This window comes from Flavobacterium nackdongense, assembly GCF_004355225.1.
GTDB lineage: Bacteria > Bacteroidota > Bacteroidia > Flavobacteriales > Flavobacteriaceae > Flavobacterium > Flavobacterium nackdongense.
Genome location: NZ_CP037933.1, coordinates 2,825,787 through 2,842,108, shown reverse-complemented (window position 1 = coordinate 2,842,108; position 16,322 = coordinate 2,825,787). Strand labels below are relative to the sequence as shown.

At 38.0% G+C, this 16,322-nt stretch carries 7 protein-coding genes; 5 read left to right on the top strand and 2 right to left on the bottom strand.

The window, feature by feature from the left end:
- Together E1750_RS12175 and E1750_RS12170 are read right to left on the bottom strand one after the other, a co-directional pair.
- Complete coding sequence (locus tag E1750_RS12175; protein ID WP_133277041.1) at positions 1-3,105, bottom strand: SusC/RagA family TonB-linked outer membrane protein; 3,105 nt, start codon at positions 3,103-3,105, stop codon at positions 1-3.
- Positions 3,106-3,146: 41 nt separating this feature from the next.
- Positions 3,147-4,592, bottom strand: a complete 1,446-nt coding sequence (locus tag E1750_RS12170; protein ID WP_133277040.1) for a glycoside hydrolase family 28 protein — start codon at positions 4,590-4,592, stop codon at positions 3,147-3,149.
- 264 nt (positions 4,593-4,856) lie between these two features.
- Between E1750_RS12170 and E1750_RS12165 the strand changes: the two genes are divergently transcribed.
- From E1750_RS12165 to E1750_RS12145, 5 genes are all read left to right on the top strand, one after another.
- On the top strand, positions 4,857-5,903 hold the full coding sequence (locus E1750_RS12165) for a LacI family DNA-binding transcriptional regulator (RefSeq protein ID WP_133277039.1): 1,047 nt from the start codon (positions 4,857-4,859) through the stop codon (positions 5,901-5,903).
- A gap of 562 nt (positions 5,904-6,465) precedes the next feature.
- A complete protein-coding gene (locus E1750_RS12160; protein WP_133277038.1) occupies positions 6,466-9,693 on the top strand; it encodes a SusC/RagA family TonB-linked outer membrane protein in 3,228 nt (1,075 codons plus the stop codon).
- A 108-nt stretch (positions 9,694-9,801) separates the two neighbouring features.
- Positions 9,802-11,607 carry a RagB/SusD family nutrient uptake outer membrane protein gene (locus tag E1750_RS12155; protein WP_133277037.1) on the top strand — a complete coding sequence of 602 codons (1,806 nt, stop codon included), beginning with the start codon at positions 9,802-9,804 and terminating at the stop codon, positions 11,605-11,607.
- A 109-nt stretch (positions 11,608-11,716) separates the two neighbouring features.
- Positions 11,717-14,968, top strand: a complete 3,252-nt coding sequence (locus E1750_RS12150; protein WP_133277036.1) for a pectinesterase family protein — start codon at positions 11,717-11,719, stop codon at positions 14,966-14,968.
- A 219-nt stretch (positions 14,969-15,187) separates the two neighbouring features.
- Entirely contained in the window at positions 15,188-16,027 is an 840-nt protein-coding gene (locus E1750_RS12145) for a T9SS type A sorting domain-containing protein (RefSeq protein ID WP_133277035.1), read from the top strand.
- Positions 16,028-16,322 lie beyond the last annotated feature (295 nt).

The following is a 16,322-nucleotide window of genomic DNA, read 5'->3' as shown; positions in this document are numbered from 1 at the left end:
TTAAAATTTAACACTTAATCCCAATTGGGTGGTAATGGAAGCTGGTCGATTGATTCCCAACGGCGAAGCGGCCCATTCTGGGTCATAACCATCGAAATCTGTAAATACAAATGGATCTAAAACATTGATGTATATTCTAAAATTACTCATTTTTAACTTGTTAAGTAAATCAGATTCTAGTGTATAACCAATAGAAATGTTTTTAATTTTCACATAAGACACCTCTTTGTAGAACGCGAAGTTAGATGCCCAAAAGGTTCCGGCTCCAGTAGCTACAGGTCCTGGGCGTGGATTAGCAGTCGAAGGATTCGCTTCAAGACCTGCACCATTGGTTGGAATGAAAAAATCCATAGCCACTTTTTGGCGACCTCTATCACTGACATCGGCAAAATTATCGTGGAAACTACTCAATACGGTTTGCCCTTGACTTGTTAAAATTGAAAAATTGAAATCGAATTGTTTGTACGTTAATCTAGAATACATACTTCCTTGCCATTCTGGGTTCGGATTTCCTATGGTTGTTCTGTCATTGGCGTCAAATTTTTTATCTCCGTTTAAATCTTTAGGTCGTGCCATCCCGGGTTTTTGTCCAAAAATAGCGGCATCTGTTGCTTCACTTTCTTGCCAAATGCCATCATAAATATAATTGTAGTTGGACTTAAGTGGCTCACCAATCAGCAAATTATTTCCAATATCACTTACTTGATCTTGACCATAAATAGAAACTAACTCATTGACGTTTTTGGTAAAAGTAAACGTAGTTTCCCAGCTTAGATTTTTACTATTAATGTTTTTGGTGGTTAATAATACTTCAATTCCTTTGTTACTTACCGAACCAACATTGGAAACCGTGTTTTTCCAACCCGTTTCTGGTGGTAGTTCTTGTCTGAATATCAAGTCGTCTGACAATCTATCATACACATCAACACTTCCTGAAATTATATTTTTAAAAAATCCAAAATCAAGACCGAAGTTTAATTCCCTTGTTTTTTCCCAAGTCAAATTTTGATTGGCTAATGTCGATGATTGCCATCCAGAAACTAAATTGGTACCATTGGCATAAAATGTTTGCTGATTCAACAAGGCTTGCGAGGTATAGGGTGAAACATTATCATTCCCTGTGTAACCAAGACTTGCTCTTAATTTCAAGTTAGAAATTGTTTGACTATCCGTTAAAAATGATTCTTTATTAATTCTCCAACCCAATGCAACGGATGGAAAACTAGCCCATTTGTTCCCTTCAGAAAGTACAGAAGAACCGTCCCATCTGCTGGATGCAGTCAATAAATATTTGTCTTTGTAGGTATAATTCAAACGAACGGCATAGGAACTCAAACTATTTTTTGAGTATCCTGAACTTACGTTATAACTTGTTTGAACACCTGAACCAATATTATAAATTCCGGTGTCAAAAGGTTGATTATTAGAATATAAATAAGATGTTTCTGTTTTGTTTGCATACAAACTTTGTAATAATAATGCACTGAAAGCGTGATCTTCATTAAAAGTATGTTTCAAATCAATTTGGTTATCCCAAGTATAATTAAAATTATCGCTATTACTAATAGAAGATGAATTCACATTATTCAATGCTACACCAGCATTAGACTGGGCTCCATAAGCAGTACCGAATTTGCTGTTTGTAACGCCAATAGCAAATGTAGTTTTGAAAGACAACCACTGTAGCGGTTGGTATTGAAAAAATGCATTTCCAATAGTTTGCCAAGTGTTTTCCGTTTGCGAAGAATTGGCAATTTCTACCAATGGATTAACGGAGCTCGTTTTATTTACTGCCCAGCTTCCATCAGGATATGTTAATTTCCCGGGTAAGAAAAAAAGCTGTCCAACCAATTCATTTCCTGACGCATCTACTGCCCAAGGAGACATCAGTGGACTTAATCTGAAGGCTTCCTGCATAGCCAAATCGCTGCCCAATTGAGCATCAGTATTGGTTATAGTTAGATTCACACCAGTTGAAAATTTGTCGTTGATTTTGTGATTTAAACCCAACTTGAAAGAATATTTATCGGTCGAATCATTTTCGATTAAACCTTCGTCACTTTGAATACCGAATGCTAAATTGTATCCCAAACCTGAATCCGAACGCCCTGAAATATTCAAATAATTATTTTGAGTCATCCCTGGCTGCAGCACCGCATCATACCAATCATAATTATAACCTGAATTGGCTCTTGAAACTAATAATGGGCTTTGATTACCGGCCAATGAAGCAAGATTTGCAGGTGTCTGAGTCAAAGGAGTCGCACTTAAATAAGCCGCTTGATGAAACAACCACCACTCTGATCCTGTCATCATTTTAGGCAATCTGGTAGCCGTTTTAGTACCATAAGAACTTTCAAATGAAACACTGATTGCTGATTTTGCAGTTGTACCGCTTTTTGTGGTCACAATAATAACACCACTAGAACCTCGAGATCCATAAATAGCTGCTGAAGATGCATCTTTCAAAACGTCCATTCGAGCTATATCCTGTGGATTCAAAAAGTCAATATTGTCTGTGGGCACTCCATCTACAACGTACAAAGGAGTAGTATCAGAAAGTAAGGAATTATTTCCTCTAATGACCACATTATAGCCATCGGCAGCACGCCCCGTACTCGAAGTGATCTGAACCCCGGGCATACTTCCCTGAATTGCTTCTAAAGGATTTATTACATTTCTTTCGGTTATTGCCGCGGAACTTATTGTGCTTACTGAGCCTGTTACGTCTGTCTTTTTTACACTTCCATAACCAATTACAACCACTTCTTTAAGGCTTTGTTCTTCAGGTTTCAAATTGATCGCCAATTGATTTTTCCCGGAAACCACAATAGATTGCGTCTGATAACTCACAAAACTTACGATCAAGATAGCGTTGGGAGTAGTTAACTTGATATTGAATTTACCGTCAAGATCAGTGCTGGCAGAATTTGATGTCCCTTTCTCGAGAATGTTTACTCCCGGCATGGGTAAGCCAACTTCGTCTTTGACGATTCCACTTACTGTGGTGCTTTTTTGGGCAGACATTTCATTGGCCAAGAAAAAGCTTAAAAAAAGGGTTATGACATAAAAATAGTTTATGCCATTTTGCAAAATGTTTTTCATTATAATTGGTTTTAGTTTGGTTGGTTAATACTTAGCTCGTTTTACATTCCAGTAGTATTGGCAAGTGCGCCATTGATATAGGTGTTTATAAATTTTAAATTTTCCACATTTTCTATCGAAAATGGAGTATTCACTTTTTCGATAAGCACATTATTCAATGTAATGTTTTTTATTTTGGAGTCTTTTCGTCCCAATGCGAGAATGCTGAATTTCCCGCCATATTTGACTTTTACATTTTCAAGAGAAATGTTTTCAATGCGGGGAATGAAACTACCCTCTTGGTTGCCGTGCACATTATAAAACATATCTACCTTGAGCACCGCTTCGTTTACTTCGCCTATTTCTATATTTCTAACATAAAAATTCTCGATCAATCCACCTCTTTTGGAGTTTGTTTTTAGCCGAATGGCTACGTCTAAATTGGGACTATTCATCACACAGTTTTCGACATAGACATTGCTAACTCCGGCAGACATTTCGCTACCAATCGTTACTCCACCGTGACCATCAAACATTTTGCAATTTTGAACAATGATATTCTCAGATTTGATCCCTACCCGCCTTCCATCGGCATCGCGACCTGCTTTTATGGCGATACAATCATCTCCCGTATTGAAGGTGCAATTTTTTATGTTGACATTTTTGGAATATTCAGGATCACAACCATCATTGTTGGGGCCGTGACTATTTATATTTACACCATCAACAATAACGTTGGTTGACTTCATAGGATGCAACACCCAAAATGGGGCGTTAATCACATTGATATCTTTGATGAGCACATTCGTACATTCAAAAAACTCCACAAAATTGGGCCTCAGATAGTGGTTATCACCAAAAATCCGATTCTTTACCTCAATCCCTTTTTCGGCCATCGACATCAAAATCTCGATGTCTTTTTGTTGTTTTGGCATTCCTTCCTTCCACCCATAGGTATCTTTTCCACACCACGACCACCAATTGTCATTGCTAGCCTGCCCGTTTATTGTCCCTTTTCCAGTAACCGCAACATTTGTTTTGTTATTGGCATAAATAAGTGGCGAATAGTTCATACACTCCGTTCCTTCAAAAGTGGTATGAACAAGTGGGAAATCTTTTGGATTGGCACTAAACAGAAGTTCTGCCCCATCCTCAAGATGCAGATTTACATTACTTTCCAAATGAATCGGGCGAGTGAAATAGGTTCCTTTTGGAATCAAAACGGTTCCTCCTCCATTCTTCGAACAGTCTTGAATCGCTTTTTTAATACTTAGGGTATTGTCGAAAGTACTGCTGGATTTTGCACCATAATTAATGATTGAATACGTTTTGTTGGGAAACACAGGGGTTTTCATTGATTTCAAAACGGCTTCCATTTTTTTCCATATTACACTAGTATCTTCATTTTGCTGCGCATTTGCAACCAATACATCCAATAGTATCAGGACGAGCGCCAAGGTTTTTAGCGCGTTTTTAGCTTGGAAAGAAAATAATTTATAAAGTTTCATGTATACAAAGTATGTAATTAATTTTAATTTAAAGCGCAATCGATTACGCAAACATACAAAATAGTTTTAAACAATTCATAATAATACTAAAAAAAATGAAATTTACACAACAATATCCCAATTTTTGATTGCTTATCAAGCATTAAAAGAAAATAATTTGGCATTATAAATTAAAAAATAAAATAAATGTAATCGATAACATCATAAATTGTTTTTTTTAACTTTTTTACTTTATATTTACAAAAAATTATTAGTTGTAGTACAATGACTCGAAGAACCACGATTTACGATATTGCTAAAGAGCTTGACATTACCGCTGCCTCTGTTTCGAGAGCATTGAATAACAATCCAAAAATTAGCGAAGCTACGCGAAAACTAGTGATGGAGACGGCTGCTAAAATGAATTACAAGCAAAATAAGTTGGCCTTAGCACTTCGAAGCGGTAAAAGTTTCAACGTTGGTGTCATTGTCCCCAGAATAGACAGTAATTTTTTCGCTTCGGTCATTCGCGGTATCGAGGAAGAATTGTATGCTCATCAATACCATGTTATCATTTGTCAAACCCACGAAGACGATAAACGAGAATACGAAAACATCAGCACCTTATTGAATGCTCAGGTGGATGGCATTTTGATGTCGGTTTCCAATATCAGCTCCGAAAATACGAGTTCAGAAAATGACAAAATCATAAAACGAGCTTTAGACAAAAATGTTCCGGTCATCTTCTTCGATAGAAAGAAAAATATTCCGGGAGTCAGCTCGGTGACCATCAATGATTTTGATGTTTCCTATTTGGCTACCAAGCATTTAATACAACAAGGCTGTAGCCGAATAGCCCATTTTAAAGGCAATCAAAATATAGAAATATTCAAACATCGTTTCAATGGTTACAAGCAAGCCCTAACGGACAACGGCATTGAATTTAACGAGAGTTATGTCATTCAAACCAAAAGTACTGTTGCCGAAGGAGCAGATGCCATTAAAACCCTGATGAAATTACCACAACCGCCTGATTCCCTTTTTTCCTCGGGTGATTTTGCAGCTTTGGGCGCTATCCAGCAACTTAAATCTATGGGGATGCGAATTCCAGAGGATTTCTGTGTAATTGGTTTTGGCAACGAACCCTTTACCGACTTTTTAGAACTTCCGATGTCAACTATCGATCAAGTTCCGCTTGAGATGGGCAAAATGACCGCCAAAGTATTTTTGGATCAAATCAATAATACAGGCATAAAAAACGCCAATCACGTGGTCCTCACCTCAGAACTGAATATTAGAAAATCCTCTTCTAGAAACATCAAATCAAAATAATTGTAGTATAGCACTTTAGGCGCGGTACACTTTTTACCACTCTATATTTTAGCGCTAGCACGATACGAGATGAAAATACTTTTTCGTTTCAATGAAGTATCGCTTCTAAATAAATGCTCTTATCTTCAATACGTTATAAGGTGCTGTATGAAAATCAAAATCGATTAGTCTTAGTATATTGCGTCTGGAAAATAAGTCTTGAAATAGCAGGATATTGACCCGATCGAAACAAACGCAATACCTTCTTGCTCGTAAATAAAAAGAATACAGGCACCATTTCCAGAAGTGCACTACAGAATTAGGGAAAATTTCTTTCTAAGTTTTGCATTTTATACTATTGAATCCATAATAAATTAAAGCCTTTTTTGAGATTTTCATTTTTTTTCGCAAATTAATTTTTATATACAGATTTAATTATATAATTTTGCGTAATCGATTACATCTATTGCATTATTTGTGTCTATTCTGAACGCTCCGTTTTAAAACGAATTTCCAGCGCGTTGCAGCCTCAATAATTACAACTGTATAAAATACTAAAATCAAACCACTAAAATTGCTAACCATGATTGTAAAAAAAGTATTAAACAAAGGCAAAAAATTAAGTTTTGTCTTTCTGCTTTTACTAGGACTATTTGCGCACAATACCATCACCGCCCAAAAAAAACCAACCACCATAAGCGGATGGGTTAAAGACGATGCAGGACTACCGATTCCGGGCGTAAACATTATAGAAAAAGGAACCAAAAATTCTAGCAGTTCCGATTTTGATGGTAAATTTACCCTACGTATTTCAGGCTCAAAAAGCGAATTGGTTTTTTCATTCATTGGATTTGAAACCTTAACCCAAAGCGTGGGCCAAAAGACCTCAATGAATGTGGTTTTGAAAAATGCAGCCTCTAAACTCGACGAAGTGGTGGTCATTGGATACGGAACTTCGCGTAAATCCGACTTAACGGGTTCTGTTGCTACTATTTCAGGTGCCGATTTGAAAAAAGTACCTATGTCTAATGTAGCCGAAACTTTAACAGGCCGCGTTGCCGGGGTGCAAGTGACTTCTTCCGAAGGTTCGCCGGATTCTGAAGTGAAAATTAGAGTTAGAGGTGGTGGATCACTGTCCCAAGACAGTTCACCATTAATCATCGTCGATGGATTTCCTGTAAACAGTATGAGCGATATTTCGCCCGCAGATGTTGAAAATATTACCATTTTGAAGGATGCTTCCTCGACAGCCATTTATGGTTCTAGAGGCGCTTATGGTGTAATCATTATTACTACTAAAAGCGGTAGTAAAACTGGTAAAATGTCGGTAAATTATAATGTGTTTTATGGTGCAAAAACAATTGCAAAAGATTTCGACGTGCTTAATCCGGAAGATTTTGCAAAATGGCAATACGAATACGCTATGCTATCAAGTTCGCCGAAAGGTTCTACGAAAGATTATGATAAATATTTTGCGCCGTGGCAATCTTATGCTGGCGTCGAAGGTACCGATTGGCAAGAAGAAATTTATGGTCGTACAGGAAAGGTTCAGAGTCACGATTTAGGAATTCGCGGTGGTTCCGATAAAATCAATTACAATTTTAACTATGCACTTTATGACGAATCCGCTATTATGGTTGGCTCGGATTTTAGAAGAAATAACTTGTCATTGAATTTAAAAAACAAAGCCAGTGACAAAGTAGATCTTTCGTTTACGATGCGTTACTCCAATACAGTTATTGGCGGTTCTGGTGCAAATGAACAAAAAGAGGTTTCTTCGGCAGATTCTAGATTAAAACACGTGGTGGGTTATTCTCCAATCGATTTGCCAGGCTTAACGACCGATGACACGGACGAAGCTGTCGCAAGTTATCTCGTGAATCCCTTTGTTGCCATAGCGGATAATGACCGCAAACAGATTCGAAATAATTTTAATATGCTGGGCAGTTTTTCTTGGAAAATCATCAATAATCTTCAGTTTAAATCGGACTTTGGATTGGATGTTTATGACAATTTAGATTATCGCTTCTATGGTCGTTCCACGTATTATGTAAACAATATTCCTGCCGCCACCAATCAAGGGAAACCATCGCTGATTATTAGCGACGAAAAAAACAAACGTTTCCGAAATGCCAATACCTTCAACTACGATTTTAAAGATATATTAGGTAAAAATCATAGTCTGAAACTACTTTTGGGAGAAGAGATTATCGATTATCAGAGTAATAAAATAACCAGCACCATTCAAGGCTATCCAAAATCTTTCACCTTTGAAGACGCCGTGAATCTTACCACTCAGGGGATTCCACAATCGGTGAATAACAATTACCTTCCGGACGATAAATTATTATCCTTTTTTGGACGGGTAAACTACGACATCAAAAATCGCTATCTGTTTACCGCCACTTATCGCGCCGACGGCTCCAGTAAGTTTTTAGGAGACAATCGTTGGGGCTATTTCCCATCGGCAGCAGCGGCTTGGAAAATAAATGAAGAAAGTTTTATGAAGGACGTTTCTTGGGTCAATTTACTTAAAATGAGATTGAGTTACGGTGAAGCTGGTAACAATAATATTCCCGTCGGACAAACGATTCGAACGTTTGAATCGACCGCTACGGCTTGGATCAATAATATTACCAATTTCTGGGCACCGTCCAAAACCATGCCAAATCCAGATTTGAAATGGGAAACCACCGTGACGCAGGATCTTGGAATTGATTTTGGATTTTTCAATAATCGCATCAGTGGGACTGTCGATGTGTATAAAAATATCACCAAAGATTTATTGATAAATTTCCCTGTTTCGGGAACTGGTTACGACACCCAATATAGAAATATGGGAGAAAATCAGAACGAAGGTCTTGAGGTTACTTTAAATTTAGTGGCGATACAAAAAGAAGATTATGATTTGAGTTTTAATTTCAATATTGGATTCAATAAAAACAATATCAATAGCCTCGGAATTATGGACGACTTTGGATATTCTAGTGGTTGGGCCTCTACTTCGATAGGAAATGATTATTTAGTAAATGTAAATCAACCGCTTGGCTTGATGAAAGGGTATCTCAATGATGGCCGATACGAAGTGTCTGACTTTGATTTTGCAGGAGGCGTTTACACTTTGAAAGCGGGTGTTGCTACTAATTCGACTATTGTTGGACCTGTCGTTCCGGGTTCGATGAAATTGAAAGACCTTACTGGTGATGGAAAAGTAGATGCAAATGATATTACCGTTATTGGCAATGCAAATCCAAAAAACACCGGAGGGCTAGTTATCAATGCGAACATCCATCAATTCGATTTTATGGCCGCTTTCAATTGGAGTTATGGCAATGATGCTTACAATGCAAATAAGATAGAATTTACCACTACTGCAGCATCACCAAACGGTCAGTATCGCAACCTTATTTCTGAAATGGAAGACGGAAAAAGATGGACCAACCTTGATCCTAACACGGGATTATTGGTTACCGACCCAGCCCAATTAACTGCATTGAATGCCACTACGACGATGTGGTCACCAAAAATGGATCGATTTGTTTTTTCGGATTGGGCAGTTGAAGATGCTTCCTTTTTCAGACTGAACACTTTTACAATAGGTTATACCGCTCCAGAAAAACTAGTTTCAAAACTGGGAATCACCAAACTACGATTCTATCAAACCATGAGTAATGTATTTACGGCTACCCACTATTCTGGGCCAGATCCTGAGGTTTCTACCCGAAGAAATACGCCCTACACCCCGGGAGTAGATTATTCAGCCTACCCTCGTAGCAGACAGGTTGTATTTGGTTTAAATCTTTCTTTTTAATTGAATAACTTATTTACTATGAAATGAGCATAACCGACAATTCGTCGCAAACACCAATGATGATATGCGAATTACATATGACCGTTAAAAAACAATAAATATCAACATATGAAAAAAATAATATTGATTTCAGGATTAATTCTATCAGGATTTTTGACATCTTGTCAAGATTCGATAGATGAATTTTTAGAAGCGCCAACAAAATCATCCTTAGATGAGTCCGTCATATTCTCTACCCCTGCACTGGCATCCGGTGCCGTAGATGGAATAAAAATTCCTTTCGCAGAAACTAATTCTTACAGAGGACGCTTTTTGCCATATTATGGTTTGAATACCGATATAGAATGGTTCAATGCCTCACAAACCGATGATAATAAATCACAACTCTGTACCTATAGTGCCACAGCAAACAATACAGAAATGAATACCGCCAATAATGCTTGGGCGATGATGTATTCTGGTATCGAACGAGCCAATATTTGTGTACAGGGACTGCGTAATTTTGGCAACCCAAAACCGGGAACAGAACTTGGACAGCTCTTAGGAGAAGCACTTACTTTAAGAGCGATTTATTATGCCGATTTAATAAAATCTTGGGGCGATGTGCCAATGCGTTTTGAACCCATAACTACCGAAACCATTTATTTGCCCAAAACAAGTCGCGACGAAATATACAAACAGCTTATCAAAGATCTTGGAGAAGCGTCCACTTTGGTAGCTTGGCCTAAAGGAAGTTCTGCTACTGCAACAGTTGAAAGAATAAATAAAGCTTTTGTCAAAGGCCTCCGTGCTCGTTTGGCCTTGGCTGCCAGCGGATACCAACAATATCCTGATGGAGTACGAAGAAGCAACGACCCAGAACTTGCTGTCGATAAAATGTACAAATTGGCGCTGACAGAATGCCGCGAAGTCATCACCAGCGGAACGGCTAGATTAGAACCTTCCTTTGAAACCTTATGGAAAAAATACAATCAGGAAGATATTAACGCCGGCGGCGAATCACTTTGGGAACTCCCATTTTCTGATGGTCGTGGTAGAATGCTTTTCTCCTTTGCAGTGCGACACACCACTAACGATCAATTTCACGCCAATGGAAGTAACAGAGGAGGAACTGCTGGCCCACTGCCATTCGTTTTTTATGATTATGATCAAGCCGACAGTCGAAGAGATGTAAGTTGTGTGCCTTATTTGTATGGAGCTGCTGTCTCTGGGATTGCAAAACAAGTGATCAATAAAGATAAATTAGATACTTGGTATTTTGGGAAATACCGCTACGAATGGATGAAACGATTTGTGACCTCAACCAATGACGATGGTGTAAATAAAATGTATATGCGTTATGCTGAAATAATCATGATGGCCGCTGAAACAGCCAACGAAATAGAAGGTCCAACTGCCGCAGCACCGTATTTGAAAGAAATTCGAAAAAGAGCTTTCCCTCTAGCACAACATGCTGTCAAAGTGGATGCTTATGTTAATGCTTTAACAACTAAACAGGCTATGTTCAATGCCATTGTAGAAGAACATAAGTTCGAATTTACAGGCGAAATGGAACGCAAACAAGCGCTTATTCGTTGGAATCTATTAAAAACAAATCTGGACCTTGCCAAAGATAAAATGGCTCGTTTGCAAGCTAGAACCGATGAATATGCCACCGTTCCGTCTACACTTTATTACAAATACAACACCGACAATGTTTCTCTTATAATTTATGGTTTAAATCGTGGCGAAACTACTGATCCTGGCACTGGATATACGGCAGTAAGCTGGACTTGGACTGGGGCGACCGCTGTAACCAAAGCGAATTCATTGTACAAAGCTGGCGTAAATCCTGATGCAAAACAGTTTTGGCCAATATGGCAAGTGTTTATTGAATCTAGTAACGGGAAATTAGTGAACGACTACGGTTACTAATACTGCAAATCGTTAGAAAAACATTTCAATTCCAACCAATAAATTTTACAAAAAGGGATGCTTTACCACTGGCTAACGTGTCCCTTTTTTACCTAAAAACGAATCAAATATGAAAACAAAATTACAATTGATTATTATCACGGTATTGCTTTCCATATCATTTGCACAAGCGCAAAAAACCGATGTTTGGGATTTTGGAGGCGCAACTTTAGACCCTAGTTTGTATAATAATTTACTAACGCCAACTATTATCAATAGTAACTTTTACGTTTACAGTGCTTTGGTTGTTCAAGGTACAGCAAGTACTAATAATGTATTAACAAATGCCAATACCAATCCTATCAATCTTACTGGTGGCTTAACTTTTAAACCCAACACAAACGACCGATTTTACACAAACGACCTTACTGTCACCCGATATGCCACTGGAAATTTGGGAGTCAGTGGTTTGCCTGAATATACTGCCCGTATTTTTTGTAATGGAAATGCGAGTGCCACTGTTCGATTCTTTTCTATGGATTTGAATGAAGATGATGAAGTCACTTTTGTTGCAAGAGTAGACAATGCGGCTGCAAATTTGAATATTGTCAATACGACCACCAATACTCAAACTGAAAACATACCGCTCACTACCAGTACATCAGCAGTTACCTTAGCCAAGTTTATGGCAAAAGCTGCAGGTTCGTTTAAAATTTCTTCTTTTGATAACTCAGCTGCCAGAGCAAGCTATTACAGAGTTTTAAGAAAACCGGCAACTTATTCGAACGTGACTGGCACAATGAATGAAACTGCTGCTCCAGGTTTACCTGCTGGTTATTCGGTTCGTTTTACGTATCCGAATGGCAAAACTAAAGACGCCGTTGTAACTGCCGGAACCTATTCCGTGTCATTGCCAATGGGGTATACCTACAAAATGAGTTTGGTGGGTGCGAATGGTTTTATCATCAGTAGCGGTGAAAATGCCGTTGTTTCGGCGCCTACTACAATCCAAAATATTGCTGTTTTAAAAGTTGATTTATTCACGGTTTCCGGTAACATTACCGGATTAAATGCATCCGATGTAACAAAAGTAGGTTTGAGCTACACTGCAACTGGCAAAATTTATATTCCAGTACCGGTAGTCAATACTACTACTGGCGCTTATACTGTAGATTTAGAAGCCAATACGCCTTACACAATAAGTGCAAGCGGCGTTAACGATTCGGAAATTTTGGCAAATAGCATTACAGTTACAGGCACTACTTCAGTAAATATAGCTTTCACAGCCAAACCTTTGTACACTGTTACAATCAACCCTACAGGATTAAACGCTATTCAAATTGGCTTATTAAGTCTTAAATTTACCAACATAAACGAGGCAGGCTATGTTTATAATTTTGCTCCAAACACTACTGTTTCATTACGTTCTGGAACATACAGCATCGATTATTCTGGATTAGACAACCAACAAGTAGAATTAGGTTTAACCTCAAATTTATTGATCGCTGGATTACCAACCTCAAAAACTTTGGCATTCAAACCTGCTACCGTTTGGTCTTTTGACGACAGGACAATTACCACTTCATCAACTGGATATAAAGGGATTTTGTTCAGCGGAACAGCAGCAGCATTTGCAGGCCGTTTGGCCAATGGAGATCTAACAGCCAAAACAGGTGGAATTATGCAAATACCAGTAAAAGTAGGTGATAAAATTACGGTTTCTCATTATTTTGCGGCCAATTTTTCGATAGACGGTGGAGCGGCCATTATCAATACTTCTGGAAGTACTGCTACAATCGTGAATACCGAATATACCTACCCTGGTGCTACTGATGGCTACGTAACCATTACCTTATTAGGAACTGCGTTGACCTCCTATTTTACGGAGATTAAAATTGGTGGCAGCATCGCTTACACCTCGCCAATCACAGTTGGTTTGGGTAAAAATTATGCGACCATAAATCAAGCCTTGGATGCCGCAGCAAAAATGGTTCGTACCGCAAGCGATAGGGTGGTTGTTCTAGTAGATCCAGGTAATTATCAAGAAATGATCGATATTACCATCCCAAATATTACCATCAAAAATAGTTCAGCTACCCCAAGTATAGCTTTGGCCAACAAAGGAGTTGATATCAGCCCTGAAGCGGTGCGAATTACTTCGTATTATGGTTTAGGATATAACTATTACAGTATGAAAAACAACCAGAAGTGGGATGCAGACATTTTAAGAGTCAATAAAGAGAATGGATCGCAACCCTATACCAACGTGAGCGGTACCACAAATAATTCCTACTGGAATGCGACGCTTATTGTAAGTGCCAATGGTTTTGAAGCACAAAATATTATTATTGAAAATTCTTTCAACCAATACATTTCGACAAAAGAAGCCGATGATGTACTTGTGGAATTAGTTGGTTTAACCAAAGGAACTCGACCAACTGCAGTTGGCAATACCAGCGTTCAAAACCGACCATTTGTAGAGAGAGCTGCAGCACTAGCAATCAAAAATGGTATCGATAAAACGGTTTTAAATAATTGTAGAGTTGTAGGTCGCCAGGATAGTTTTTTTGGTGGTACAACGGCTAGGGTGGCCGTATATAAAGGAGTGATGATGGGAGCCGTAGATTATATGTTTGGCGGAATGAATGCAACCTTTTACAAAACAGATTTGTCGATGAATGTAAGCGACACTTCTGGCGATGCTTCGTATCTGACAGCGCCGCAGCAAGCCATAGGCAGGGGCTATTTGTTTTATGAATGTAAAGTTACCTCTGCAATTCCTGGTATAGAAACCGCATCTGTGTACCGTGCCAAGCCGGGGTTTTTTGGTCGTCCTTGGGCTGCAAATACCTCTGAGGCGGTCTTTTATAATACAACTATAGAAACCTCCGATTACCCGGGGAATATAGGCGAATCATTGATAACACCAATTGCTTGGAACAGTTCATTATCTGGAACTTCTGCCAAAATGTATGAGTATGGTTCAATAGAAAATTCTGGTGTAAATAATTCAGCAAGTCGAGCATCTTGGGCAACTTTATTAACTGTGCCAACATTGACAGACGGAACATCAATTACAACATTTAATTTTACAAAAGGTTCAGACGGTTGGGATCCCTTTCCACAATTGATTGCCGAAGATCCTCTTGGAAACAAAAAATACGAGGCGGTAACTTCTGCAAATGCGTATGGGTACAAAAACACTATTGTAGTTTCTAATGTGAAATCCAACACCAAGGTTTTGGTATATAGTTTAAATGGTGCTTTGGTAAAATCATTCGAAACCGATACGGATACCAATTTCAAAGCCAACGCAGGCATTTGGATTGTAGTTTTAAAAGCTATTGATGGTCAAAAAACGATGAAGTTGATGACTTATTAAAATTTACATTTTTAGTACTATACCAATAACAGTTCACATAGGCTTTAGTACTAACAGTGTTTTACGGTGAAATTTGTACTATATACTTTATAAAGCATCAAAAATCAGTGGTTTAGCCATCATTTCGAAAAATAAGTGTTAATTTTTTTTGCTGGAATTGAATTAAATATTACATTTATGCAATCGATTACAATTTTTTATTAACCAAAAAAAAATATTATGAAAAAAACTTTACTTTATTTAATTCTTCCTATGTTGTTCGCCGCATCTTATGGCTATTCTCAAACCACAATTTGGGACTTTGGGAATAGTACATCAAGCATCAATGGTGCTGCTGCAGTGCCCTCTTGGCCGTTAACAGCTGGAATAGGATCTACTGAAATGGTTGTAGACAAATTAGGCTTATTTCCAATAACAACCAATACAAATTTTGGTGCTGTAACCGCCAGCGCGGCTTCATTCACTGATGGCTATACTGCTGTTAACCGCTTCCAACTGAATGGCGGAGGTGGTGGAACTGCCGGCAACTTATTGCCAACTCAACGATATGTTTATTTCACAGTCAACGGAGCTTGTACGGTTAAAGTTTGGTTTAAAACCGGATCCAATGGGTCAGCACGAACAGTGATGTGCACTAATGGCACAACCCTCCTAGGCTCTGGAACCTCAATTGGCGGAGCTACACCAGTAGATTTAGTAATATTTACAGCAAATATTTCTGCGGCTCAAGCTGCCGTAGGTAAAATATATATCTATGGCGATACGACCTCAAGCAACATCTACAAAATTGAAGTATCTGGTGCCACAGTAACAACTCCAACACTAGCAAACAAATCTTTTCAAAAAGAATTGGATATTACTGTTTATTCCAAACAGAACAAAATCTTCTTATCCAACATTAAATCAAAAACACAAGTCAATGTTTGCAATGTGCTAGGAGCTTTGGTTAAGTCTGCTCAACTGGATGCAGATTCTAGTTTAGACATCAATAGCGGTGTATATATCGTGAACGCAAAATCGGCTGAAGCTGAAAAATCTGTAAAGCTGATTGTGCAATAATAACAGTCTAATTTATACTGCCAAAAGAGGATATTCAGTTTTGAATATCCTCTTTTTTTGATAAAAATTAACTTGTCATTTGTCCAAAAAATAAATGGTTTTACTGGAAATGTTGTGAACTTTTTTTACCACATAGTTTTTATTATGGTTCCGATAGCTAAAGAATATAGCTTTTTTTTAGAAAGCTTTGCTTTTGCATAGTATTCATAGCACTATGTGCAAAAAGAATTTTCTATGTCAATCTTTTTAACAATTTCGACTTCTTTTCTATGTGGTTTAAATTAATTTTAAATTT